The following is a 24,762-nucleotide window of genomic DNA, read 5'->3' as shown; positions in this document are numbered from 1 at the left end:
GTCCCGCTCAGTTCTTCAGTTCCGGCGGGCTGATCCGCGACCTGGTGATGGCCGAGCCCGTCGTGCCCCACTTCCTGAGGATCTTCTCGTACGTGCCGTCGGCCAGCAGTCTGTTCACCGCCGCCTGGAAGGCGGGCGCCAGCCTGGTGCCCTTCTTGAAGGCGAAGCCGACGTCCAGGCGGTGGTACTCGTTCAGGAACTTCAGGCCCGGCTGGTGCGCGACGGCGTAGCGCAGGCCGTTGATGGTGGACATCACCACGTCGCTGCGGCCCTGCTGCACCGAGGTCCAGATCGCGCCGGGCTCGGAGTACGTCTGCACCTGGTACGGCTTTCCGCCCGCGTCGGTGCACACGTGCTTGTTCTCCTCCAGTGTGGCCTCGAAGGTCGTGCCGGCCCCGGTCGCCACGTTCAGCCCGCACAGCTGCTTCAGGTCGGTGATCCTTGTCAGCTTGCTGTCCCTGCGGGTGGCGAAGCCCTGGCCGTCGTTGATGTAGGTGACGAAGTCGATGGTCCTGCGGCGCTCGTCGGTCACGCCGAAGTTGGACGCGCCGAAGTCGTACTTGCCGCTGTCCAGCGCGGGCAGGATCGCCTCGAAGCTCGCCTGCTCCACCTTCAGCCTGAGGCCGAGGAGCTTGGCGACCGCCTTGGTGAAGTCGACGTCCTGGCCGGTCAGCGTCTTGCCGTCGGAGAGATATGTGGTGCCGGGCGGGGTGCCGCCGACGCTGATGGCGACGGTGAGGCGGGTGGTGCCTGCGGGCAGCAACTCGGCCGCCGCCTTGTCCTTCTTCTCGGCGGAGACGACATCGGCGGTGGGCACTTGGCCGGACTCGGCTGCCACCGCGGATGTGTCGGTCCCGCCGCCCGAGCCGCAGGCGGTGAGGAGCAGAGCGGCCGACGTAATGGCAACAAAGGGTACAAAATGACGCCTGCGCATCGGTTGCGGTCTCCTGGGAGCAGAAAGGGTGCAGAGCGCGAGGGGAAGGGTGCGCGTGTGAAGGCGAGGAGAAGGGGAGAACGCGAGTACGCCCGCCCGAGGGCAGGCGCATGCAGGGGGGTCAGCTCAACAGGAAGAGGACCACACGCGACCGAAGTCGATGTGGGAGCGGGTGACCAGCCACTGCTGTGGATGCATGGGCCAAGTGGAACAGGCATCCGGTTCCGCGTCAACTGACTTGAGACGTACGGCTCAGAGTTCGGACAGCCTTGACAGCGGAGGGAAACGCCCACGTACTCTCGGTGGACGGCCCTGCTGAGGGGCTCGGCCGTACCCGCGCCGCACGGCGCGTCCGTGTGAAGGCATCACCCGTGTTCTGACGTCTCTTCGCGTCACGGAGCCTTCGCATGTCATCCGACACCCTCGCCAAAACCCCCACCCCATCGGGGATTCCCGAGCCCGCAGACGCCCCGCGGATCGTCCCGCAGCGCCGGTACGGCCAGTGGGCGGCGGCCGTCGTCGTCCTCGTGCTGCTCGGGTTCGCCGTCAACTCCGTCCTGCGCAACAAGGCGTTCCAGTGGGACGTCGTCGCCGACTACTTCACCACCGGCTCCATCCTGCGCGGGCTCTGGCTCACGCTGTGGCTGACCGCGGTCGTGATGGTCCTCGGCTTCGCCCTGGGCACCCTGCTCGCCGCCTTCCGGCTCTCCGCCAACCCCGTGCTGCGCGTGGTCGGTTGGGGCTATGTGTGGCTGTTCCGCTCGATCCCGATCCTGGTGCAGCTGCTGCTGTGGTTCAACATCGGGGCGCTGTACCCACAGGTGCTCGGCGTGAAGACCGTCAACCTGCTCACCCCGGTCGCCGTCGCGATCGTCGGACTCACCCTGCACGAGGCCGCCTTCGCCGCCGAGATCGTCCGGGCCGGCATCCTCTCCGTCGACCGCGGTCAGATCGAGGCCGCCCAGGCGCTGGGACTGAGCCGGTCGCGGCGCTGGTGGCGGATCGTGCTGCCGCAGGCCATGCGCGCCATCGTGCCGCCCGCCGGCAACATGCTCGTCGGCACTCTCAAGGGCACCTCGATCGTCAGCGTCATCGCCGTCAACGACCTGCTGTTCTCCGCCCAGTTGATCTACCACCGCACTTACCAGGTCATCCCGCTGCTGATGGTCGCGACGCTCTGGTACGCGGTCGTCACCTCGGCTCTCGGCCTCGGCCAGCACTACATCGAGAAGTACTACGCGCGCGGCACGGAGCACGCCCGATGAGGCCGCAGCTGGTGATCGTGGGAGCCGGGCCGCGGGGGACCGGACTGCTGGAGCGCATCGCCGCCAACGTGCCCGAGCTGTACGCCGGCCGGGGCCTCGACGTCCATCTGGTCGACCCGCATCCGCCGGGCGGCGGCCGCATCTGGCGGCAGGAGCAGTCCCCGTTGCTGTGGATGAACTCGCACGCCGAGGACGTCACCATGTTCACCGACGAGACGGTGACCATGGAAGGACCGGTGCGCGAGGGCCCCACCCTGCACGAGTGGGCAGGCCTCGACGGCGGCACCTTCGCCGACCGGCAGCTCCAGGGCCGCTATCTGCGCTGGGTGTACGAGCGCGCCCGGGCCGAGCTGCCCGCGGGCATCACCGTTCGGCACCATCCCCGGCGTGCCGTGCGGATCAGCGGTCCGCGTGAGGGCCGCCAGCAGGTGTGGCTGGAGGGCCGCCCGTGTCCCCTCCCCGCGGACCTGGTGATCCTGGCGATCGGCCACCTGGACGCCCAACTCGACGGTGAACAAGCAGAGTTGGCCGCCTACGCCCGCGAGCACGATCTGGTGCACCTGCCGCCCGACTTCACCGCCGACAGCGACCTGTCCCCGCTGAGGCCCGGCGAACCCGTTCTCGTGCGCGGCTTCGGGCTGGCCTTCGTCGACCTGATGGTGCTGCTCACCGAGGGGCGTGGCGGACGGTACGAGGGCGACACCTACGTTCCCTCGGGGCGGGAGCCGGTGCTCCACGTCGGCTCGCGGCGCGGAGTGCCGTACCACGCGAAGATCGGCTACGACTGGACCGGCGACCGGCCCCCGCTGCCCCGCTTCCTCGGCCCGGCCCAGGTCGAGGCCCTGCGGGCGCGTCCCGGCGGTCTCGACTTCCGGCGCGATGTGTGGCCGCTGGTGGAGAAGGAGCTGGGCTTCGCCCACTACCACCGCCTCTTCACCGCCCACGCCGAGCGTACGGCGATGGACTGGGCCGACTTCGAGGAGAAGTACGCGGCCGCGAGCGACTTCGCCGAGGTGCAGGCGCTCGTCGCCGCCGCCGTGCCCGATCCGGCCGACCGGCTCGACCTCACCGCGCTCGACCATCCGCTGGACGGGGTACGGTACGCCTCCCACGAGGACTTTCAGGAGGGCCTGCGGGGGTATGTCGAGGCGGACCTGAGTCGCCGGCACGATGCCTCGTACAGTGCGGACCTCGGCGTCTTCCTCGGGCTGCTCTCCGTCTACGGGCAGCTCGTCCGCCTCGGGAACACCGGCCCCTGGTGGCACGGCTTCTTCAGCTACCTGGCGTCCGGGCCGCCCGGACCCCGGCTGCGGCAGATGCTCGCGCTGTCCCGGGCCGGCCTGCTCAGGTTCGTCGGCGCCGACATGGCCGTCACCGCCGAGGACGGGGTGTTCCGGGCCACCAGTCCCACCGTGCCGGGCTTCGTCGTCGAGGCCCGGGCGCTGGTCGAGGCCCGGCTGCCCGAGCCCACCGTCGGCCGGGCCCGCGACCGCCTGCTGCGGGCACTGCACACCGACGGCGCCGCCGAGACCCCCGACGGACTGCTCCGGGTCGACCCCGGCGACGGCCGGATCCTCGACGGCGCCGGGCGACCGCATCCCCGGCGCTTCGCGCTCGGCCCGTACACCGACGCCCGCACCCCCGGCGCCTTCACCCGGCCGCGCACCGGCGGGGCCGCGTTCCGGCAGAACGACGCCACCGCCCGGGCGGCGCTGGCCTTCCTGAGCACCTCACCCGAAAGGCCTCCGCGCCCTACGGGCCGCTCGCGCTGACCGCCACGCTCCCCCAGTGCCTGAACGGCCTGGGGGCACCCCCAGGGTCGAGGACCATCCGGACGGGCGACTTCCGGACATTCCCGGGACCTGGGTGGCAGAAGGGGAGGGCGTGGTCCTCACCGCCGTGGAGGCCGACGGACTGAGCGTGGACGGGCGGCGTTTCGTGGGTGCAGGTCTACGACCCCGGGTCCGCTGCCCGCCGCGCCTTCGAGGGCATCGAGGCCACCCCGTACGACGACACCCGCACCTGGCCCAGCAGGGCGACGGATTGCCTCGACCGCCACGGTGGAGCGGGCGGTGAGCGTGCGCTGAGCAGGCGTCAGGGGACCTTCGCGCAAAGGTGGTTTAAAAGCCAACGGCCGAAAGGCACTCTTGTGGCGACCGGTCGTTCGACCGAATACTCCCCCTCAGCGCTTGCCAGGGGGCACGCGTGTGCGGAATCCGGTACCCCTCCTGGCTGCGCCTCACGGGCCCCGACCCCACACGGGCCCCCGACTTCCCCTGGGAGGGAACGAAAAGTGAGGATCAAGCGCACCACTTCCGGCAGCGGCACCACTAGACGGACCCGGCTGATCGCCGTGGCCACCGGCTTCCTGGCCGCGGCCGCGTTCGCCGCCCCCACGGCAAACGCGAGTGACGCCCACACGTTCAGCGCCGCCCAGCTCAGCAAGGCCGACTCCGCCGTCCTCAAGGCCGACGTACCCGGTACGGCCTGGGCGGTGGACGGCAAGACCAACCGCGTCGTCGTCACCGTCGACAGCACGGTGTCCAAGGCCGGGATCGCCAAGATCAAGCGGCAGGCCGGCGCCGACGCGGGCGCGCTGACCATCAAGCGCACCCCCGGCAAGTTCAACAAGCTGATCACCGGCGGCGACGCCATCTACGGCGGTCAGTACCGCTGCTCGCTCGGCTTCAACGTGCACAGCGGCAGCACGTACTACTTCCTCACCGCCGGTCACTGCGGCCAGGTGGCCTCCACCTGGTACAGCAACTCCAGCCACACCACGGTGCTCGGCACCAACGTCGGCTACAGCTTCCCGGGCAATGACTTCGCCCTGGTGCGGTACACCAACTCCTCGATCTCTCATCCGAGCTCCGTGGGCAGCCAGTCCATCACGAGCGCGGCCACGCCGTCCGTGGGCACGACCGTGTACCGGCGGGGTTCCACCACCGGTACGCACAGCGGGCGGGTCACCGCGCTGAACGCCACCGTCAACTACGGCGGCGGGGACATCGTCTACGGGCTGATCCAGACCACGGTGTGCGCCGAGGGCGGCGACAGCGGCGGTCCGCTGTACGCGGGGACCGTGGCCTACGGGCTGACCTCCGGGGGCAGCGGTGACTGCACCTCCGGTGGTACGACGTTCTTCCAGCCGGTGACCGAGGCGTTGAGCTACTACGGGGTCACGCTGCCCTGACGCGCTCCGCTCCAGTTGGCCCCCGCATGCCTTGTGGTGTGCGGGGGCTTCTTGCAAACGCTCTGTGCGGTCCGGTGTGTGCGCCGGTGGTTGTGTCATGTCCTCACCGTCCTTTCGTGGCGTTTGTGCAGGTGGGAGGGCGTCGGACGGATGTCGTACATGCGTTCGAGAATGGAGGTATGGTGGGGGTGGAAGTAGGGAACTGATGTTCGAGAGCTGTTCGGGGCTCACGAGTGCGGGAGGTGCGTGTGCCGGGCTTCGCGCATCTGCACACCGTCTCCGGGTTCTCCCTGAGGTACGGGGCATCCCATCCGGAGCGGCTGGCGGAGCGCGCCTCGGAGCGGGGGATGGACGTGCTCGCTCTCACCGATCGGGACACCGTCGCGGGGGCGGTGCGCTTCGCCAAGGCCTGCGCCGGGGTGGGGGTGCGGCCGGTCTTCGGGGTGGATCTGGCGGTGGGCGAGGCCGAGGCCGTACGGCGTGCGCGGCGGAAGGTGCCGGTGCGGGGTGGGGCCTTCGTGGACGAGTCGGCTCCTCGGGTGGCCTTTCTCGCCCGGGACGGGGCCCGGGGGTGGGCCGATCTGTGCCGGATCGTCACGGCGGCGCACAGGGGAGCGGGTCTGCCTCTGCTGCCCTGGTCGGACAACCATGGCGACGGCCTGACCGTGCTGCTCGGCCCGGGGTCGGACGTGGGGCGCGCCCTTGCCGCGGGGCGTCCCGACCGGGCCGCGGAGCTTCTCGGGGCGTGGCGTGAGGTCTACGGCGATGCGCTGCGGCTGGAGGCTGTGTGGCACGGGCGTGGGGGCATGGGGCTCGGCTCGCTGCGGCTGGCCGCCCGTACCGTCGGGTTCGCCGCCGAGCAGGGGGTCCGGCCGGTGCTCAGCAACGCCGTCCGGTATGCCGATCCCGGGGCGGGGCCCGTTGCCGATGTGCTGGATGCCGCGCGGCGGCTGGTTCCGATCGACCCGCGCGGGGAGCTGGACTCCGGCGAGGCCTGGCTGAAGGACGCGCAGGCCATGCTGCATGTCGCCGAGCGGGTGGTGGAGGCTGCCGGGTATCGGCGGGACACCGCCCATCGGCTGCTGGAGCAGACCCTGGCCACGGCCGCCGAGTGCCGGGTCGACCCCGAGGGGGATCTCGGTATCGGAACCGTTCACTTTCCCGAGGCGCATCTGGTGGGTGCCGGGCGGCGCTCCGCCCAGCGGGCCCTCGCCTCGCGGGCGGTGGCCGGGATGGTGCGGCTCGGGTACGGCGGCCGGCGCGCGTACTGGGAGCGCATGCACCATGAGCTGGACATCATCGCCCATCACGGCTTTGCCTCTTATTTCCTGACGGTTGCCCAGGTTGTCGATGATGTGCGGGAGATGGGGATCCGGGTGGCCGCTCGTGGTTCCGGTGCGGGCTCCCTCGTCAATCATCTGCTGGGCATCGCGCACGCCGATCCGGTCGAGCACGGGTTGCTGATGGAGCGCTTCCTCTCCAAGGAGCGTGTGGTGCTGCCCGATATCGACATCGATGTGGAGTCCGCCCGGCGGCTGGAGGTCTACCGGGCGATCATCGACCGGTTCGGCGAGGAGCGGGTGGCGACCGTGTCCATGCCGGAGACCTATCGGGTGCGGCATGCCATCCGGGATGTGGGTGCCGCCCTGTCCATGGACCCGGGTGAGATCGATCGGGTGGCCAAGTCCTTTCCGCACATCCGGGCCCGGGACGCGCGCGCCGCGTTGGCGGAGCTGCCCGAGCTGAAGCAGCTTGCGAGGGAGCTTCAGCGGGATGGGGAGCGGTACGGCAGGCTGTGGGAGCTCGTCGAGGCGCTCGATGCCCTGCCGCGCGGCGTTGCCATGCATCCGTGCGGGGTGCTGCTGTCCGATGCCTCGCTCCTTGCTCGTACGCCGGTGGTGCCCACCAGCGGTGAGGGGCTGCCGATGTCGCAGTTCGACAAGGAGGACGTGGAGGACCTCGGGCTGCTCAAGCTCGATGTGCTGGGCGTGCGGATGCAGTCGGCCATGGCGCACGCGGTCGCCGAGGTGGAGCGGGTGACGGGGGAGCGGATCGATCTGGACGCGGTGCCTGCGGGGGACCCGGAGACCTATCGGCTGATTCGGTCCACCGAGACGCTGGGGTGCTTCCAGATCGAGTCGCCGGGGCAGCGGGATCTGGTGGGGCGGCTGCAGCCGAGCACCTTTCATGATCTCGTTGTGGATATTTCGCTGTTCCGGCCCGGGCCCGTCGCCGCCGACATGGTGCGGCCGTTCATCGAGGCGCGGCACGGGCGGGCACCGGTGCGCTATCCGCACCCGGATCTGGAAGAGGCGCTGAAGGGGACGTACGGCGTCGTTGTTTTTCATGAGCAGGTCATCGACATCGTCGCCGTCATGACCGGGTGCGGGCGTGGTGAGGCCGACCGGGTGCGGCGGGGGTTGTCCGAACCGGAGTCGCAGGGGCGGATCAAGGTGTGGTTCGCACAGCAGGCGGCGGCCAGGGGGTATGGGGCGGAAACGATTCGGCGGACCTGGGAGATCGTGGAGGCCTTCGGGTCCTACGGGTTCTGCAAGGCCCATGCGGTCGCCTTCGCCGTACCGACGTACCAGTCGGCCTGGCTGAAGGCCCATCACCCGGCCGCCTTCTATGCCGGGCTGCTCACGCACGATCCCGGGATGTATCCGAAGCGGCTGCTGCTGGCCGACGCGCGGCGGCGCGGGGTGCCGATCCTGCCGTTGGACGTCAATGTGTCCGGGGTCGCCCATCGGATCGAACTGGTGTCCGAGCCGGGTGTGTGGGGGCTGCGGCTCGCCCTCTCCGATGTGCACGGCATCAGCGAGGCCGAGGCGAAAAGGATCGCGGACGGGCAGCCGTACTCCTCCCTGGTGGACTTCTGGGAGCGGGCGCGGCCGAGCCGGCCGCTGGCGCAGCGGCTCGCCCAGGTGGGGGCGCTGGACGCCTTCGGTGCCAACCGGCGGGATCTGCAACTGCATCTGACCGAGCTGCACCGGGGAGCCCGGGGCGGTGGCGGCGGACAGCTTCCGCTGGCGGGCGGGCGGAAGACCGCGCCGGCGGGGCTGCCGGATCTGACGTCGGCGGAACGGCTCAGCGCCGAGCTGGGCGTGCTGTCCATGGACGCCTCGCGCAATCTGATGGACGACCACCGGGAGTTCCTCAGGGAGCTGGGCGTGGTGTCCGCGCGCCGGCTGCGCGAGGCGCGGCACGGCGAGACCGTGCTGGTCGCGGGTGCCAAGGCGGCCACCCAGACCCCGCCGATCCGCTCCGGCAAGCGGGTCATCTTCTCCACGCTGGACGACGGCACGGGGCTGGTCGACCTGGCGTTCTTCGACGATTCGCACGACGCGTGCGCCCACACCGTCTTCCACTCGTGGCTGCTGCTGGTGCGGGGAGTGGTGCAGCGGCGCGGTCCGCGCAGTCTGAGTGTGGTGGGCTCCGCCGCCTGGAATCTCGCCGAGCTGGTCGAGCTGCGTGCCGAGGGCGGTCTCGACGAGGTGGCGGCGCGGCTCGCGGAGCCCGTGGCCGAGGGGACGGGCGGTGATCCGACCGGTGGGCGGCGGATCCAGTTGCCGACCGGATACGAGATGCATCCATGGGCCGATCTGCGGCCCGCGGGGCAGGAGGCCGCACAAGGGCCTGCTGCCGTACGGAAGTTGTGGCACCAGAGTCCGGGGAGTGCGGGATGACCATCCTCTGCGTACGTTTCCAGCTGCCACCGATGTACGAGGCGGCCCTGCCCGGACTGCTCGGGTTGCTGGAGGACTTCACCCCGGTCGTGGAGGCGCTGCCGCCCGACGGGGCGCTGGCCGATCTGCGCGGTGCCGAGCGCTACTTCGGGCGCAGCGCGGTGGAGCTGGCCTCGGTGATCCGGGTGCGGGCCCTCGCGTTGTACGGCGTCGACTGTGTGATCGGCGCCGGTCCCGGCCCGATGCTGGCGCGTATGGCGCTGCGCGACGCCCAGCCCGGGGTGACGTGTGTCGTGCCCGAGGATCCGGACGGCATCGCCGGGTTTCTCGCGGAACGGCCGGTGTCCGCGCTGCCCGGCGTCGGCACGGCGACCGCCCGCACCCTGAGCGAGTACGGTCTGGACACCCTGGGCCTGGTCGCCGGTGCACCGCTGTCCACGCTCCAGCGGCTGATCGGCGCGAAGGCCGGCCGTGAGCTGCGCGAGAAGGCGAGCGGCATCGACCGGGGGCGGGTCGTGCCGAACGCCGTCTCGCGGTCGCTGGCCACGGAACGCGCCTTCGACCTCGACGAGCTGGACCCCGACCGGCACCGCGGGGCGCTGCTGTCCGCCGCCGAGGAGCTGGGCGCCCGGCTGCGCGCGGTGCGGAAGGTCTGCCGCACCCTGACCCTCACCGTGCGCTACGCCGACCGGTCCTCGACCACCCGCAGCCGCACCCTGAAGGAGCCGACCGCGCACTCGGCGGCCCTGACCAGGGCGGCCTACGGCATGTACGAGGCGCTCGGCCTGCAGCGCGCCCGGGTCCGCGCGCTCGTCCTGCGCGCGGAGGGGCTGGCCCCCGCCGACCAGGCCTCCTACCAGCTCACCTTCGACCCCGTGGACGAGAAGGTCCGCCGGATCGAGGAGGTCGCGGACCGCGCACGGGCGAAGTTCGGGCCCAGGGCGGTGATGCCGGGGACGCTGGGGCGCGGCGGCGGCTCCACGTCCGTCAATTGGCCCAGGGCGGCGTGATACGGGTGCCGTCGGCCAGCTGCGCCTCCAGGCCGACGGAGGTGGTGACCCAGGACAGCGCGGTGTGATCGGTCGGGTTCTCCACGGCGAGGGTGGCGCCGGGATTGACGATCACCGTGTCGCCCGCACCGATGCGCTCGGTGCGGCCGTCGAGGGTGATCAGCAGTTCACCCACGAGCAGATGGAAGATCTCCTCGCGGTTGACGGTGTGGGCGGGCGCCTTGGTGCCGGCAGGGATCTCGCCGCGCCAGGCGCAGAGTTCCTTGCTACCGGTGAGCGGGGTGGCGTACGAGACGAAGCGGGCGCCGTGGATCTCGTGGGTGGTGGCCTCGGACGAGCGGACGACGGGCATGGCGGTGATCTCCGTTCAAGTAGTCAAGGGGCTTGACTATATGGTCAAGCTACTTGACCAACCTGTCAAGGGTGTTTCAATGCCTGCGTGCAGAACTCCGAAGCCATGGCCCTGTCCGCCGCCCTGCTCGCCGTCGCCGGTGACCTCACGCAACGCATCCACGACGGGGTGGTGGCGCGCGGGTTCACCGATCTGCGGCCGGCGCACGGCTTCGCCTTCGCGCGGCTCGCCCCGGGCGGGGCCACCGTCACCGACCTCGCGGCGCACCTCGGGGTGACCAAGCAGGCCGCGAGCCAGCTGGTGGACGAGATCGTACGGAAGGGGTACGCCGAGCGGCGGCCGCATCCGCAGGACGCGCGGGCCCGGCTGGTCGTGCTGACCGAGCGCGGCTGGGCCTGCACCCGGGCGGCGGAGGCGGCGGCGGCCGAGGTCGTGGGCGCATGGGCCGTGCGGCTGGGCGAGGGTGAAGTGCGCGCGCTGGGGGAGCGTTTGGCGCGGATCGCTCCCTATGGGCCGATCAAGCCGGCCTGGTGACGGTCCGTCAGTGTTCGGCGGCCCTCTGGTTATCAGTGGAAGTTTTTACTGACGCGTAACTTCACAGGCGCGCTACTCGTCCGTAACTTGACGAATGAACAGCATCCTCGTGATCCGGATCACAGGGTAAGGCCCCCACCTCCCTTGAGCCGCAAGGAGATCACCCGATGCTGCCCTGGAAGCGAGTGCTCAGACCCCTCGCCGCGCTGCTCCTCACCGCCGCCGTCGCCACCGTTCCCGCCGCCACCGCCGCTGCCGCCGACACCGCCCCCTCCAGGGGCTGGAACGACTTCTCCTGCAAGCCCTCCACCGCCCACCCCCGCCCGGTCGTCCTGGTGCACGGCACCCTGGGCAACTCGGTCGACAACTGGCTCTCCCTCGCCCCCTACCTGAAGGACCGCGGATACTGCGTCTACTCCCTCGACTACGGCCAACTGACCGGCGTCCCCCTCTTCTACGGCCTCGGTCCCATCGACAAGTCGGCCGAGCAGCTGTCGGACTTCGTGGACAAGGTGCTCGCCGCGACCGGAGCCGCCAAGGCCGACCTGGTCGGACACTCCCAGGGCGGCATGATGCCCCGCTACTACCTGAGGTTCCTCGGCGGATCCGCCAAGGTGGACACCCTCGTCGGCCTCGCCCCCGACAACCACGGCGCCACCCTGAGCGGCCTCACCAACCTGCTGCCGTACTTCCCCGGTGCCTCGGACCTGATCAAGGCCACCACCCCCGGCCTCGCCGACCAGATCCCCGGCTCCGACTTCCTCACCAAGCTCAACGCGGGCGGCGACACCGTCCCCGGAGTGCACTACACGGTCATCGCCACCAAGTACGACGAGGTGGCCACACCCTGGCAGAGCCAGTACCTGAGCGGTTCCGACGTCCACAACGTCCTGCTGCAGGACCTGTGCCCGCTCGACCTCTCCGAGCACGTCGCCATCGGCCTGTTCGACCGCATCGCCTTCCACGAGGTGACCAACGCGCTCGACCCGGCCCACGCCACCGCCACCACCTGCGCGTCGGTCTTCAGCTGACGCGCCGCCGGGGCCTGTCCGGCCTGAGCCGCCGGACAGGCCCCGGAACTCACCGGCGGTGGGCGCCACCCGCCGCGCGCCGCCGCACCGACAGGAACAGCGCCGCCGACCCGAGCGCCAGCGCCGCCGCGCCGCCGATCGCGGCGTAGGCGGTGCCGGAGGAGGTGCCGGTCTCCGCGAGGTTGCGCGAAGTACCGGCAGCCTTGGGCGCGTTGGAGGCCTGCTGCGCGCGGGCGGTCGTCTCTTCACCGCCGTGACCGTGCTGCCGCATCGTCGACTTGTCGGCACCGGCCGCGATCTGCCGGTCGGACGGCGCGGAGGCCGTCGGGGCGGGGCCGGTACCCGTGCTCCCCGCACCGGCGCCACCGAAGTCCACGTCCGAGCAGGAGTAGAACGCCTCCGGGCTGTCCGAGCGCTGCCAGACCGCGTACAGCAGCTGCCGGCCGGACCGCTCGGGAAGCGTGCCGGAGAACGTGTAGAAGCCGCCTGAGGCGACCGGGTCGGTGACCGTCGCCACCGGGTGCTCCAGATCGAGCCCGGACCAGGCCAGCGGCTTGGTGGGGTCGTAACCGGGCCTGGTGAGATAGACCTTGAAGGTCCCCCTGTGCGGCGCCGTCACCCGGTACTTGAAGGTATACGACCCGCTGTGCACGCTCGTCGCCGGCCAGTCGGCGCGGGCCAGGTCCAGCCCCTTGAACTCCTCGTTGTCCGCGCTGCACAGCCTGCCGTCCGGGATCAGCCGCTGGTGCTGCCCGGCGGCGTCGCCGATCCGGATGCCGTTCCAGTCGTACAGCGCCTGCGCGCCGCCCGCCGCCACGGCCGCCTTGCACGCGGCCGACTTCGGGCTCTCCGGGCCCTCCGCGTAGCACTGCGAGACACGGCTGACCGGATCGCCCATCGAACCGTGCGCGGACGCCGGAGCGGCGGCGAGCACGGTCAGGGCGAGGGGCGGCAGACCGAGCACGGCGACGACGGCGGCCGTGCGACGGGCACGAGCGGGCATGCGGAACTCCTCGGAGGACGGTTCTTCGGTGGGGGCCGGAACCCGGAGGGGGACCCGTGGCAAACCCGTGGGGGTGATCCGAAACTAGCCCCGAGAAACCGCGAAATCGCCTGCCGGCGGCGGATGGAGGAGATCCTTATGGTGGCGTTAAGGCGGGACTAACCGAGGGCTCAGGCTGCCTGCTCGCGGTGACCTCGTCAGTCCGGGCCGTAGTACAGCCGCGGGAACTCCTCCATCGCCACGTCGACGTCGGCGCGGTCACCGGTGACGAGCAGGTCGAGCAGCAGGCCGCGGACGGTGGCCAGGCCCAGCTTGGCGTGGTCTTGGGTCGTTGCGGTGTCCGAGGGGCGGCCTCGCAGCGCGTGCCCGCAGATCTCGAGTTGGCCCACCACGTGTCCGCCGCCGGCTCCTGACGGCGCGGTTCGCCCCGTTGCGTCAGGGGCTGCTCGGAGCGCGCTCAGGCGGATAGCGTGCGTCCATGATCGAACAGGACCCCGAGCGTGTGCGGCCGGCCGTCGCCGAGGACGTGCCGGCCGTCGAGGCCGTGACGGACGCGGCCTACCACCACTACATCGAGCGCATCGGAGTGGTGCCGCAGCCCATGGAGGCGGATCACGCCGCGAACGTGGCCGCCGGCAAGGTGTTCGTCACCGGAACGCCCGTCGACGGGCTGGTCGTGATCGAGGCGTTCGCCGACCATCTCTTCCTGGACAGCGTCGCCGTCCACCCCGACGCCCACGGCACGGGCGTCGGACGGCGGTTGCTGCACTTCGTCGAGACACGCGCGCGTGAGCTGGGCCTCGGCGAGATCAGGCTTTATACGAACGCATTGATGTGGGAAAATCGGAAGATCTATCCGAAGTACGGATACGAGGTAGTGGAACGCCGTGTCGACGGGCCCTACGACCGCATCCACTACCGCAAGCGACTGGGCTGACGGCCCCGCCGGGGTCAATCGTCGGGCCACCAGGTGCGTGCGATGTCCTTGCGCACCTCGGGGCGTTTCGGGGGGTGTTCCTCCGCCTCTTCGCAGATCCGGCGGCTGTCCGTCTTCTTCAGGGGCTTCTGCACGGTTACACGGCGCATGGCTGCCTCCTTGAGTGCCTACCGAGTTTCCGTGTTGTCACGGAGGTAGACGCTTTTGGCGAGAGTTCCTCATCGGAGCCTGGCTGTCAGTGGCGGCTGTCACTCTTGGGGCATGACGAACGTGAATGACGACACGGTTGCGGCATATACCCCGGAAGTGGACTGGGATACCGAGGCCGGCGCCTTCGACGACGAGCCGGACCACGGCCTGCGCGACCCCGAGATCCGCGCGGCCTGGGCGGACCGACTGCGCTCCTGGCTGCCCGAGCGCCCCGCCGACGTCCTCGATCTCGGCTGCGGCACCGGCAGCCTGTCGCTCCTCGCGGCCGAACAGGGACACCGGGTCACGGGCGTCGACTCGTCCCCTGCCATGGTCGAGCGGGCCCGCGCCAAGCTCGCCGGGCGCGACACCGTGATCCTGCGCGGAGAGGCCGCGGCGCCGCCGGTCGGGGAGCAGCGCTTCGACGCCGTTCTCGTACGGCATGTCCTGTGGGCTCTCCCGGAGCCCGCCCGGGTGCTACGGCACTGGCGCGACCTCCTGCGCCCAGGTGGCCGCTTCGTCCTGGTCGAGGGCGTCTGGGGCACCCTGCACCCCGTGGGCGTCCCCGCCGCCCGCCTCACCGCTCTTCTGGCACCGCTGGCCCCGGAGATACGCGTGGAGCGACTGTCCGACGACAGGCTGTTGTGGGGGAGGAGGGTGCAGGACGAGCGGTACGCGGTGGTGGCGGTGGTCTGAGGAGGGTGCCTCCCTGACCGAGGCTGTCATGTCAGCAGCTTCTCGAAGCCGCCGGTGCGGGCCAGCGTCTCCAGTTCGGTGAGTGCCGCCACGGCGGCGGACGCGGCCTCGGGATCCGTCTCCGTCAGGCCGCTCTCCGCGAACTCGTCCTCGTCCAGACGCCGTACGTCCCTGCCGTCGGCGGAGCGCCACAGGTCCAGGTCGAGGTCCTCCACGACCAGTTCACCGTCGGTGCGGACCGCCGGCCGGGTGATGTCGCAGTACCAGCCCTTCACGGTGCCGTCGGCGGCGCGCACCTCCTTCACCGAGTACCAGCGGTTCCGCCAGTAGTACTCGGTGAAGACGTCGCCCGGCTCGAAGCGCACGAAACCGAAGTCGCGGACGCCGGCGCCCGCCCAGGGCGCGCGTACGGCGATGCGGGTGCCGTCGTCGCCGAGCAGCTCGGCCGGGTATCGGATCTTCGTCCGGCCCGCCTTGACCAGGACGACGTCCAGCCGGGCGGTCGGTTCAGCCGAGTTCGCGGACATAGCGCACCTCCGTTGCACAGATCTCGTATCCGAGCCACTTGTTGATCGCCAGCATCGGACCGTTGCCGGTGTCGTTGCCCGTGAGCGCCTCCGTGCAGCCGGCGGCTCGGGCGCGGTGCAGTGCGCAGACCTTGGCGAGCTTGGCCAGGCCCCGCCCGCGGTACGCCCGCGCGGTACCGGTCATGGCCGTGCCGTACCGGGAGCCGCCGTCCGTGTAGGCCACGCTGAAGGCGACGGGACGGCCGTCGGCCAGCACAACAGTGGTCAGCTCACGGTTGAGCAGCGGGTGCTCCCAGGTTCCCTCGATCCAGGCCTGGTAGTCGGTGAACTGGGCGTCCACATCGCTCGGTTCGTCCGCCGTCGTCTCCGCGTCCAGCTCGAACAACGGGCGCGGGTCGGCCGTGAAGTCGGCGGCCGTGCGCAGTTCGATGCCGGGCGGGGGAGCGGGCAGCGGCGTCAGCGCCGCCTGGGCCAGATCCAGGCGCAGGAAATGGGCGGACCGCCCGGGCCCGTAGCCGCGCCGTTCGGCGAAGGCCCGGTTGGCCGGCTCGTCCAGGAGCCAGGCGAACAGCTTCGTCGCCCCGTGCGCGGCCAGGTGCTCCTCGGCCGTACGGACCAGCAGCCCGCCCGCGCCGCGCCGCGTCCGGTCCGGGTGCACATAGATGTTGAGCAGTCCCTGACCCGGCTCCGGGCTGTCATGCGCGAGGGCCACCTGAGCAGTGCCGATCACCTCGCCGTCCTCCTCTGCGACCAGGGATCTGAACCGGGCCTCGGGCGGGGTGCGGGTGAGGTGGTGGAGGATGGCGTCCGGGCTCCACAGGATGTAGGGCAGAGCGAGCCGGCGTACCCGGGCGAAGGCCTCGACATCGGATCGGTCGTCGGGGCGCAGGTCGCGCACGATCACTGTCATGGGCAGGCACGGTAGGCGCAGGCGTGCCGGGGTTGCCTCTCATTTTCCGCCGGGTACGGGACAATCGGCCCGTGAGCCTGAAGATCCGCATCGATGACAGCGCGCCTCCGTACGAGCAGGTACGGGCGCAGATTTCCGAGCAGGCGCGGTCCGGGGCACTGCCGGTGGGATACCGGCTGCCGACCGTGCGGGGGCTGGCCGAGTCCCTGGGCCTCGCGGTGAACACGGTGGCCAAGGCGTACCGGGCGCTGGAGAGCGACGGGGTGATCGAGACGCGGGGGCGCAACGGAACGTTCGTGGCTGCCGCCGGCTCGGCCGCGGAACGTGAGGCTTCCTTTGCCGCTCAGGCGTACGCGGAGCGGGTGCGGCGGCTGGGGCTGGGGGAGGCGGAGGCGTTGGCCGCCGTGCGGGATGCCCTGCGGGCCGCTTATGGGGGCTAGGCGTTCTGTCCACGGAGGTTGGTGAGCTCCGGGATCCGGGTCACCGTCAACCCCGCCCGTCCCGCCGTTCTCCCGAACGTCACCGCGTCCTGCACCGCCGCACCGCCCGGATCGTTGTTGAAGTACGCGTACACGTCATCTCCTTTCCGCCACGTCGTCGCGATGCGGTCGACCCACGTCTCCAGGGACCGCTTGCCGTAGCGGGGCCAGGGCTGGGCGCGGCCCTGGTGGAAGCGGACGTAGCCCCAGTCGGTGGTGCGCCACAGCGGGGTGACCGGGCGGGCCAGGACGTCCGCCCAGCACAGGGCCGCGCCCCGGGCCGACAGGACGTCCCGCACCTCCCGTGTCCACCAGGAGTCGTGACGTGGCTCGACCGCGACCCGCGTACCGGAGGGGAAGCAGGCCAGGCAGGCGTCCAGGAGCGCGGGGTCGGCGCGCAGGGTCGGGGGGAGCTGGAGGAGGACCGGGCCCAGGCGGTCGCCGAGGCCCGCCGCGTGGCTCATCAGGCGGTGGACCGGTTCCTCGGGGTCTTTGAGGCGCTTGATGTGGGTCAGATAGCGGCTGGCCTTGACCGCGACGGTGAAGTCCTCCGGGACCCGGTCCCGCCACGCCTCGAAGTTCTCGCGTGAGGGGAGTCGGTAGAACGCGTTGTTGATCTCCACCGTCGCGAACAGGCGCGTGTACTCCTCCAGCCACAGCCGCGCCGGGACCCCGGCCGGATAGACGAGGTCCCGCCAGTCCTTGTACTGCCACCCGGAGGTGCCGACGAACAAGGTCACAGCACCATCAAAGCACTACAGGTACAGTCCCGCGTCCGCGCCGTCCCGCGCCCCCGGCACCGAGGTCGGTGCCGTGCCCCGGCGCAGTGCGAACAGCTCGGCCAGTGTCGCCCCGTCCCGGCCGATGGCGTCCTCCCGGCCCTGGACCTCGCTGCCGAGCCAGTTCACCGCCTCCCGGTGGGTGAGCTTGCCGACCTCGATCCGGGCCAGGCAGCGGCCCGGGCGGACCACGGCCGGGTGCAGGCGCTCCAGGTCCTCGTTGGTGGTGACGCCGACCAGCACGTTGCGGCCCTGGCCGAGCAGGCCGTCGGTGAGGTTCAGCAGCCGGGACAGGGCCTGACCCGCGGTGTGCTTGGCCTCGCCGCGGATCAGTTCGTCGCAGTCCTCCAGCAGCAGGAGCCGCCAACGGCCCTTGCCGGCGGCGTCCTCCTCGCCGATCGCGATGTCCATCAGATACCCGACGTCGGAGAAGAGGCGTTCGGGGTCCAGGACGCAGTCCACCTGGCACCAGTCGCGCCAGGAGCGGGCCAGTGTGCGCAGGGCGGAGGTCTTGCCGGTGCCCGGAGGGCCGTGCAGGAGGAGCAGCCGGCCCGCGATGTCCTCCGGGGTCGTCTTCATCAGGCGGTCCATGGCCTCGGCCACCGGTGCCGTGTAGTTGGCCCGGACCTCGTCCCAGGTGCCCGCGGAGATCTGCCGGGTCGTGCGGTACGGGCCGCGCCTGGGGGAGACGTACCAGAAGCCCATCGTCACGTTCTCGGGCTGTGGTTCGGGCTCGTCGGCGGCGCCGTCGGTGGCCAGGTCGAGGACGTTCTTGGCCAGTTCGGCGCTGGTCGCGGTCACCGTGACGTCCGCGCCGCGGTTCCAGCGGGAGACCAGCAGGGTCCAGCCGTCGCCCTCGGCGAGGGTGGCGCTGCGGTCGTCGTCGCGGGCGACCCTGAGGACGCGGGCGCCGTCGGGCAGCAGGGTCGCGCCGGAGCGGACGCGGTCGATGTTCGCCGCGTGCGAGTACGGCTGCTCGCCCGTCGCGAAGCGGCCGAGGAACAGCGCGTCGACGACGTCGGACGGCGAGTCGGAGTCGTCGACGTGGAGCCGGATCGGCAGAGCGTCGTGTGGGTTCGCAGACATGCGGCCATGATCCGCCACCGGTGCGCTCCGCGCACGGCATTTCCTCCCCTTGTTCCGGGTGCTCCAAGACCGTTCCGGGTGTCCCCAAGTCCTGCCGGAGCCATCGGTTCCGCCGTTACTGTTGTCCTTGATGGGACGTCATGGGTGGGATTCGGATACTCGGCGGTGGCGGCTCACCGCCCTGCTCGGAGTGGGCGCGGCCGTGCTGGCCCTGGCGGTGACCCTGTTCAGCACGCTGTCCGGCGGGCCCAGTACGGCCGGCACCATACGTGACGGCGACAAGGTGCACGGCACCCCCGTCAGTCCCGGCGCGAAACCGGAGCCGTACGTCGGCTGGGGCTTCACCCACACCCAGTACAGCGCCGACGAGGGCGCCGGGGCGGCGACCGCGCGCGTGCGGCGACTGCTCAGGCAGAACGCGGGGCTGGCGCAGAACCAGCACATCATGGGCTGGGGCGCCGACAATCCCGAACCGGTCGAGGGGCACTACGACTTCGGCGCCCTCGACCGCCGGGTCGACTTCGTGCGCGCCTCCGGCGGCACCCCGGTGATCACGCTGTGCTGCTCCCCGGACTGGATGAAGGGCGGCAAGGCCGGCGTCGGCAACACGAACTGGAGCCAGGCCGCCCTGGAGACGGCACCCACCCCCGACCACTACCAGGACTTCGCCGACCTCGCCGCCACCGTGGCCCGGCGCTACCCGGACGTGAAGCACTTCATCGTCTGGAACGAGTTCAAGGGCTTCTGGAGCGACGCCGAGTCCCGCTGGGACTACGAGGGCTACACGAGGATGTACAACCTCGTGTACCAGGCGCTGAAGAAGGTCGACAAGGACATCATGGTCGGCGGGCCCTACCTGGTGATGGACAGCGTCGACCCGCGTGACCAGGACGCCGCCACCGCGCTGAAGGGGCCCTGGGGTGCCATGGACCAGCGGGTGCTCGACGCCTTCTCCTACTGGAACGCGCACAAGGCAGGCGCCGACTTCACCGTGGTCGACGGCTCCAGCTACACCCGCGACGACGACATGCTGCCGAACGAGTTCGCGGCCACCGACAAGCTGACGGCGGTCAGCGCATGGGTGCGGCGGCAGACCCGCGGCCTGCCGCTGTGGTGGGCGGAGTACTACGTGGAGCCCGGCGACGGCAACGACGACCGCAGGGGCTGGACCGAGCCGCACCGCGTCGCCGTGCAGGCCACCGGGATGATCGCCATGGTCAAGGGCGGCGCGGAGTCCGGCTTCTACTGGAACCCGGAGGAGAGGACGGGCACCGACTGCGCCGGCTGTCTGTGGACGCCCACCGACAGCAGCGGCGGGGGACAGGCACTCCCCATGTACGACCTGGTGTCCCGGTTCGCCAAGGCGTTCCCGCCGGGGACGCGGTACGAGAACGTGTCCGTGGCGGCCGACGACGTGCCCAATGTCCGCGTCCTGGCCGGCGACAGAACCGTGCTCGTCGTCAACACGCAGAACCGGACGATCAGCGCCCAGGTCGACGGCAAGCGGTTCGACATGCGGCCGTACGAGGTGAAGTGGCTCGACCGCTGATCGGCCGAGCCACCCTCACTTCATGGTCAGGAACCGCTGCACCAGCGAGGCCAGCACCACCGCCAGCAGGGGCAGCGCGAACCAGAACGTGCCCTGGAGCAGCCGCAGCTGGCGCACGCCCGGCCGCGCCGCGACCCGTACGACCTCCCGGGCGGCCAGCAGCAGGATCAGGATGACGGCGGCCAGCGCGCCGACCACCGACCACGGGGTCCAGGTCACCTGTGGCCCGATCGGCCCCGGGTGCGGTTTCGGCACCGGGCCGGCCGGCTGCTTGCGCAGCGCGAACACGGTGACGTCGTCGTTGACCAGGACCTTCGTCAGCTCCTGCCGGTTGTCCAGGTTCTCGATCAGCCGGGGCTCCCAGGTCGCGGAGTAGCCCGCGTCCAGCTGCAGATAGGTCACCTGACTCTTGTTGATCATCAGATACGAGTTCGGACCGGCGTCCTTGAGTGCCTTGACCAGGCCCGACACCAGCACCGGGTCGGTCGGCGCGAGCGTCGGCACATAGTTCACCCGCTCCATGTCCTTGGACCCCCACGGCATCGCCGGGGTCACGTCGTTGACCGTGTCCTGGGTCAGCCACAGCAGCCGCAGTGTCGGCTTGTCGTGGGCGTACACCCAGTTCATGGCCGCGACCTCGCCGGGCCGGGTGCGCTCGAACGGCTCGTTGCCCCAGCGCGCCACCAGGAAGCCGCCCATCAGCAGCAGCCCGGCCAGCAGCGCGGCCAGCGGGGCGAGGCTCACCCGGTCCTTCTCGCGTTCCTTCGCGGTGACACCGGTCCGCGGGAAGAGGGCGAGGGCGCCGAGCAGGGCCGCGCCGGGCACCGCGAACATGAAGACGCGCAGCGCCATCTCACCGCCGTACGACTGCATGCCGAAACCCAGGAACGGCACGAAGGTCAGCACCAGCAGGGTCCGCTCCCGGTACCGGTGGAAGCGGCGGCGCCACCAGCCCCAGCAGGCGAGGGCCAGCACGGAGCCGGCCAGCAGCACGCGGGTGTACAGCACCAGCTTGTGGGTCGAACTGCCGCCCTGGATCCGGCCGGAGACGGACGTGGAGACATTGCTGCCGACGCCGCCGACCCCGCCGAACAGGTCGTTGAAGTGCCCGGACCAGTACGGCTCGGCCATGAAGCCCACCCAGACCGCGACGAGCACCGCGAACAGCAGCGGCAGCCCGCGCAGTTCGGACCGGCCGAGCAGGACGAGGGCGGCGAGCACGCCGAGCATGACGAACGGGGTGAGCTGGTGCGCGGGCACGCTCGCCGCGTACAGGCCGATCAGCACCAGGAGCAGCACCGCCCGCTGGCGGCGGTCCGTCGGCTCCACCTCGGCCTCGCCCGGACGGAACTTCGTCCAGATCACCCGCGGCGGGCGGAACCAGACCAGCAGGATCGCCACGAACATCAGGTACAGCAGATAGGTGAAGCCCTGGGGCGAGAAGTAGTCCTGGCCGACCCAGCCGCACAGCACGAACAGCCAGACGCCGGTCCACTTCGCCCGCCAGCTCGCCCGCAGGGACCGGGTGAGCAGGAACATCGGGGCGAGATAGGCGAGTTGGATGGCGGTCGGCCACCAGCGGATGACCTCGGTGAAGTCGCTGACCCCGCAGGCCCGGCCGACGAACGCGGCCACCGCGAAGAAGCCCGGCCAGCTCCAGCGGGCGTCCAGGTCCGGTACGGCGGACCCGGTGCGGTCGATGTAGTCGATGAAGCCCAGGTGCTGCCAGGCCGTCGGGAACCGTGGCTCGGTCTCGATCACCGCGGGCAGCGCGTGCAGCGAGACGACCGTCGCGAGCAGGGTGAGCAGCAGCAGCGCCCGGTGCTCGCGGCGCAGCCAGAGCAGCGCGGCGAAGACGATGACCAGCAGGGCCGCTCCGACCAGCGTCGGCAGCGGCAGCACCGAGATCAGCCCGAGCCCGCCCATCCGGTCGAGGTCGGCCTCGCCGAGCCGGAGCGCGGGCACCCAGTACAGCAGCAGCGCGGCGATCAGCAGACAGCCGAGGACGACACCGGTGCGGGTGGGCAGCAGCCGCTGCCGGAGCGGCACGGGGGCCGGCGGTTCGCCGGGCACGGGTTCGTCCGGTACGGGCTCCTGCGCGAGGGACGCGTCGATCTCCACCACGGAGTCGATTCTCCCGACGGACGCCTCCAGTTCCTCCTCCGTGAACGGCGCGTCGACCTCCGCCGCCTCCGCCTCCCGCAGCAGTTCCGCCTCGGCCGGGCCCAGCGAGGCCTCACTGCCGGGCTCCCTCTCCTCCACCGGTAGGCCCAGTACGGGCACCGGCGTACCGGCGGGCGGGGTGCCGGGGCCCGGGCGGACGTCCGGACGGCGTTCCACGTGGTCGAAGTCGACGTGGATGCCGAGGGCGAGGGTGTCGGAGTCCAGCGCCCAGGCCGGGCTGTGCCGGCGCGCCGGGGAGGAGGGCGGGATCTCACGGGACCCCAGGTCGGCGAGGTCCCCGTCGGGTGCCGCGGTGTCGGGCACGGCGTCGGCCGCGGTACGGATCGTCCGCCAGAGCCTCGGCGCGGCGATCGCGGCGATCACCGCGAGGCTGGCGGCCTCGGCGAGGCCCGCGCCGGTCAGCCCCATCCGGGGCAGGAGCAGCAGGGTCAGACCCAGCACCAGCACGCACAACAGGCCCTGCAGCCAGGCGAGTCCGGCGGTGCGGCTGCGGGCGCGCAGCACCGCGAAGTAGGTCTCGATCACGACCCGCAGCACCGAGCCGATCGCGAGCCAGCGCAGCAGCGGAGTCGCCGCGTGCGCGTACCCCGCGCCGAACACGCCGAGGATCCAGGGCGCGCCGATGATCCACAGGGCCGCGATGGGCAGCATGATCCGGGCCATCCGCTGCAGCGCGGCGCGGGTGTAGGCGGCCAGCCGTGCCGGGTCGTGCGAGCCCTCGACCGTGAGGGACGCGCCCATGTTGATGGCGAGCAGGTCGGTCGTGCCGCCGATGGTGGTGGCGATGTAGAAGTACGCGTTCTCCGCGGAGCTGACCTGCGAGGCGACGAGCACCGGTACCAGGTAGATCACCGCGAGGGAGAACAGCGAGCCGGTGTAGTCCCCGGCCAGGAACCGGCCGACCTGCTTCAGCGTCGGCGGCTCGGCGCGTCCCTCGGTCGCCTTGACGTGCCGGGGCGCCAGCCGGCGCAACACCAGCCAGCCCAGCGGCACCACCGAGGTGGCGATCGCGGCCACCCAGGAGACGAAGACACCGGTGGTCGGGATGGCGGCGGCGAACGCGACGAGCAGGGCCAGCTTCACGGCCGAGAACACGGTGTTGCCCACCGGTACCCAGGTCGCGCTGCGCAGCCCGGTCAGCACACCGTCCTGCAGGGTGAGCACGTTCCAGGCGATGACGGCCACGATGAAGCCGAGCCCGTTGACCGTCCCGTGCAGGAAGCGGTACGACGGCCCCCAGGTGTCCAGGGTCAGCAGGAAGACGCCCGCCGCGAGCGCCACCAGCAGGGAACTGCCCGCGTACGTACCGAAGATCAGCCGACCGGTGCGTTTGCCGGCCACCGGGATGAACCGGGCCAGGGCCCCGGTCAGGGTCACCGCGGTCAGGCCGGCGAGGAACTTCATCGCGGCGATGGCGGCCGAGCCCTGCCCGACCGCCGACTCGGAGTAGTAGCGTGCCGCGGCCAGCCAGAAGCCGAGTCCGAGGACGGCGGAGATGCCGGTGTTGAGCATCAGCGCATAGGCGTTGCGGAACAGCGGGCTGCTGCCGGCGGACCGGCCGGTTCCGGGCAGCCGAAGGCGGCGCCCGGACTTCTGGGACGTCTCGGCGCCGGTCGTCGAGGACTCGGTCGTGGTGGTCGTGTCAGACACGGGAACGGATGGCCTTCCGGCGGACCTGACGGGCTCTGCGGACCAGGGCGTAGCCCTTGGTGAGGGCGCGGTCCCTGGCGAAGGTGCGGGCGACGGCTCGGCCGTGGAGCAGCCGCTCGAACTCCTCCACACCGGTGGCGCGCCGGACCGTGACCCGCTGGAGGGCGTACGGCCCCTGGGGGCGGCGGGCGAGGCCGTTGCCGACGGCGAGGGCCTGGCCGTACCCGTCCTCGCGCACGGCCCGGCGGACCCTGCGGTCGGAGTAGCCGTAGGGGTAGGCGAACGACACCGGCCGGGCGCCGAGTTCGTCCCGGACGATCTCCGTGCAGCGGGTCAGCTCCGTGCGCAGCGCGGCGTCGTCGAGCTGGTCGAGCTGCGGATGGGTGTGGCTGTGCCCGCCGATCTCGACGCCGGCTGCGGCCAGTTCGCGCACCTGCGGCCAGTCGAGCATGGCGTCCAGGCCGCCCCCGGTGTCGTAGGCGCCCCTGATCCAGCCGGTGGAGACGAACAGGGTGGCCGGGAAGCCGTGCTTGGCGAGGACGGGCAGCGCATGCCGGTGCACGCCCTCGTAGCCGTCGTCGAAGGTGATCAGCACCGGCCGGGCGGGCAGCGGGCGGCCGGAGCGCCAGCGGGCCGCGAGGTCGGCGGTGGTGACCGGGGTCAGGCCCAGGTCGCCGATGAGCGCCATCTGCTCCGCGAACGCCTCCGGCGCGACCGACAGGGCACGGGTGGCGTCGTTGGGCGCGGTGGCGACGGAGTGGTACATGA

Annotated in this window: 22 protein-coding genes; 11 read left to right on the top strand and 11 right to left on the bottom strand. The window is 71.2% G+C overall.

Annotated features, from left to right (window positions below):
- Positions 1 to 7: 7 nt before the first annotated feature.
- Complete coding sequence (locus ACZ418_RS24385) at positions 8 to 934, bottom strand: ABC transporter substrate-binding protein (RefSeq protein WP_468366431.1); 927 nt, start codon at positions 932 to 934, stop codon at positions 8 to 10.
- Positions 935 to 1,341: 407 nt separating this feature from the next.
- Here ACZ418_RS24385 and ACZ418_RS24380 point away from each other — a divergent pair, with 407 nt between their 5' ends.
- The 5 genes from ACZ418_RS24380 to ACZ418_RS24360 all read left to right on the top strand — a co-directional run bounded on the left by ACZ418_RS24380 (position 1,342) and on the right by ACZ418_RS24360 (position 10,088).
- The gene (locus ACZ418_RS24380; protein WP_468366429.1) at positions 1,342 to 2,199 is read left to right on the top strand and encodes an amino acid ABC transporter permease; all 858 of its coding nucleotides are present in this window, start codon (positions 1,342 to 1,344) and stop codon (positions 2,197 to 2,199) included.
- Positions 2,196 to 3,971 carry an FAD/NAD(P)-binding protein gene (locus ACZ418_RS24375; RefSeq protein ID WP_468366426.1) on the top strand — a complete coding sequence of 592 codons (1,776 nt, stop codon included), beginning with the start codon at positions 2,196 to 2,198 and terminating at the stop codon, positions 3,969 to 3,971. The genes ACZ418_RS24380 and ACZ418_RS24375 overlap by 4 nt, the downstream gene beginning before the upstream one ends.
- 521 nt (positions 3,972 to 4,492) lie before the next feature.
- The gene (locus ACZ418_RS24370) at positions 4,493 to 5,392 is read left to right on the top strand and encodes a S1 family peptidase (RefSeq protein ID WP_468366423.1); all 900 of its coding nucleotides are present in this window, start codon (positions 4,493 to 4,495) and stop codon (positions 5,390 to 5,392) included.
- A gap of 248 nt (positions 5,393 to 5,640) precedes the next feature.
- Positions 5,641 to 9,078: a DNA polymerase III subunit alpha gene (locus ACZ418_RS24365; RefSeq protein WP_468366420.1), complete on the top strand. Its 3,438-nt coding sequence runs from the start codon at positions 5,641 to 5,643 to the stop codon at positions 9,076 to 9,078.
- Positions 9,075 to 10,088 (top strand): DNA polymerase Y family protein, encoded by a 1,014-nt coding sequence (locus ACZ418_RS24360; RefSeq protein ID WP_468366418.1) that lies wholly within the window; start codon positions 9,075 to 9,077, stop codon positions 10,086 to 10,088. Before ACZ418_RS24365 ends, ACZ418_RS24360 begins: the two co-directional genes overlap by 4 nt.
- Here ACZ418_RS24360 and ACZ418_RS24355 read toward each other — a convergent pair.
- On the bottom strand, positions 10,066 to 10,440 hold the full coding sequence (locus ACZ418_RS24355; protein WP_468366416.1) for a cupin domain-containing protein: 375 nt from the start codon (positions 10,438 to 10,440) through the stop codon (positions 10,066 to 10,068). The genes ACZ418_RS24360 and ACZ418_RS24355 overlap by 23 nt on opposite strands.
- Before the next feature lie 87 nt (positions 10,441 to 10,527).
- Here ACZ418_RS24355 and ACZ418_RS24350 point away from each other — a divergent pair, with 87 nt between their 5' ends.
- A complete protein-coding gene (locus ACZ418_RS24350; protein ID WP_468366413.1) occupies positions 10,528 to 10,974 on the top strand; it encodes a MarR family winged helix-turn-helix transcriptional regulator in 447 nt (148 codons plus the stop codon).
- A gap of 167 nt (positions 10,975 to 11,141) precedes the next feature.
- Positions 11,142 to 12,005: an esterase/lipase family protein gene (locus tag ACZ418_RS24345; protein ID WP_468366411.1), complete on the top strand. Its 864-nt coding sequence runs from the start codon at positions 11,142 to 11,144 to the stop codon at positions 12,003 to 12,005.
- A gap of 49 nt (positions 12,006 to 12,054) precedes the next feature.
- On the opposite strand, the gene ACZ418_RS24340 is transcribed toward ACZ418_RS24345, so the two are convergent.
- Positions 12,055 to 13,008, bottom strand: a complete 954-nt coding sequence (locus ACZ418_RS24340) for a lytic polysaccharide monooxygenase auxiliary activity family 9 protein (protein ID WP_468366408.1) — start codon at positions 13,006 to 13,008, stop codon at positions 12,055 to 12,057.
- A gap of 197 nt (positions 13,009 to 13,205) precedes the next feature.
- A complete protein-coding gene (locus ACZ418_RS24335; protein WP_468366405.1) occupies positions 13,206 to 13,400 on the bottom strand; it encodes a hypothetical protein in 195 nt (64 codons plus the stop codon).
- An 86-nt stretch (positions 13,401 to 13,486) separates the two neighbouring features.
- On the opposite strand from ACZ418_RS24335, the gene ACZ418_RS24330 reads away from it, so the two are divergent.
- Entirely contained in the window at positions 13,487 to 13,945 is a 459-nt protein-coding gene (locus ACZ418_RS24330) for a GNAT family N-acetyltransferase (protein ID WP_468366402.1), read from the top strand.
- A 14-nt stretch (positions 13,946 to 13,959) separates the two neighbouring features.
- On the opposite strand, the gene ACZ418_RS24325 is transcribed toward ACZ418_RS24330, so the two are convergent.
- Positions 13,960 to 14,094, bottom strand: a complete 135-nt coding sequence (locus ACZ418_RS24325) for a hypothetical protein (protein ID WP_468366400.1) — start codon at positions 14,092 to 14,094, stop codon at positions 13,960 to 13,962.
- A gap of 112 nt (positions 14,095 to 14,206) precedes the next feature.
- On the opposite strand from ACZ418_RS24325, the gene ACZ418_RS24320 reads away from it, so the two are divergent.
- The gene (locus ACZ418_RS24320; protein ID WP_468366398.1) at positions 14,207 to 14,830 is read left to right on the top strand and encodes a class I SAM-dependent methyltransferase; all 624 of its coding nucleotides are present in this window, start codon (positions 14,207 to 14,209) and stop codon (positions 14,828 to 14,830) included.
- Between the two features lie 26 nt (positions 14,831 to 14,856).
- Here ACZ418_RS24320 and ACZ418_RS24315 read toward each other — a convergent pair whose 3' ends face one another.
- Positions 14,857 to 15,357 (bottom strand): ribonuclease FAU-1 family protein, encoded by a 501-nt coding sequence (locus ACZ418_RS24315; protein ID WP_468366395.1) that lies wholly within the window; start codon positions 15,355 to 15,357, stop codon positions 14,857 to 14,859.
- Entirely contained in the window at positions 15,338 to 16,267 is a 930-nt protein-coding gene (locus tag ACZ418_RS24310) for a GNAT family N-acetyltransferase (protein ID WP_468366393.1), read from the bottom strand. Before ACZ418_RS24310 ends, ACZ418_RS24315 begins: the two co-directional genes overlap by 20 nt.
- 71 nt (positions 16,268 to 16,338) lie before the next feature.
- Between ACZ418_RS24310 and ACZ418_RS24305 the strand changes: the two genes are divergently transcribed.
- The gene (locus ACZ418_RS24305; protein WP_468366390.1) at positions 16,339 to 16,707 is read left to right on the top strand and encodes a GntR family transcriptional regulator; all 369 of its coding nucleotides are present in this window, start codon (positions 16,339 to 16,341) and stop codon (positions 16,705 to 16,707) included.
- Here the strand turns inward: ACZ418_RS24305 and ACZ418_RS24300 are convergent.
- Both ACZ418_RS24300 and ACZ418_RS24295 read right to left on the bottom strand, forming a co-directional pair.
- Positions 16,704 to 17,486: a DUF72 domain-containing protein gene (locus ACZ418_RS24300; protein WP_468366388.1), complete on the bottom strand. Its 783-nt coding sequence runs from the start codon at positions 17,484 to 17,486 to the stop codon at positions 16,704 to 16,706. The two genes, ACZ418_RS24305 and ACZ418_RS24300, sit on opposite strands and share 4 nt — an antisense overlap.
- 15 nt (positions 17,487 to 17,501) lie before the next feature.
- Positions 17,502 to 18,611 (bottom strand): DUF5925 domain-containing protein, encoded by a 1,110-nt coding sequence (locus ACZ418_RS24295; protein WP_468366386.1) that lies wholly within the window; start codon positions 18,609 to 18,611, stop codon positions 17,502 to 17,504.
- Between the two features lie 130 nt (positions 18,612 to 18,741).
- Between ACZ418_RS24295 and ACZ418_RS24290 the strand changes: the two genes are divergently transcribed.
- Positions 18,742 to 20,160 (top strand): GH39 family glycosyl hydrolase, encoded by a 1,419-nt coding sequence (locus ACZ418_RS24290; protein ID WP_468366383.1) that lies wholly within the window; start codon positions 18,742 to 18,744, stop codon positions 20,158 to 20,160.
- 15 nt (positions 20,161 to 20,175) lie between these two features.
- Here ACZ418_RS24290 and ACZ418_RS24285 read toward each other — a convergent pair whose 3' ends face one another.
- Together ACZ418_RS24285 and ACZ418_RS24280 are read right to left on the bottom strand one after the other, a co-directional pair.
- Positions 20,176 to 23,994 (bottom strand): lipopolysaccharide biosynthesis protein, encoded by a 3,819-nt coding sequence (locus ACZ418_RS24285; RefSeq protein ID WP_468366380.1) that lies wholly within the window; start codon positions 23,992 to 23,994, stop codon positions 20,176 to 20,178.
- Entirely contained in the window at positions 23,987 to 24,760 is a 774-nt protein-coding gene (locus ACZ418_RS24280; RefSeq protein ID WP_468366566.1) for a polysaccharide deacetylase family protein, read from the bottom strand. The genes ACZ418_RS24285 and ACZ418_RS24280 overlap by 8 nt, the downstream gene beginning before the upstream one ends.
- Positions 24,761 to 24,762: the final 2 nt, after the last annotated feature.

The sequence above is a fragment of the Streptomyces sp. NPDC030820 genome (assembly GCF_055572075.1).
This window is presented reverse-complemented; position numbering and strand designations above follow the sequence as displayed.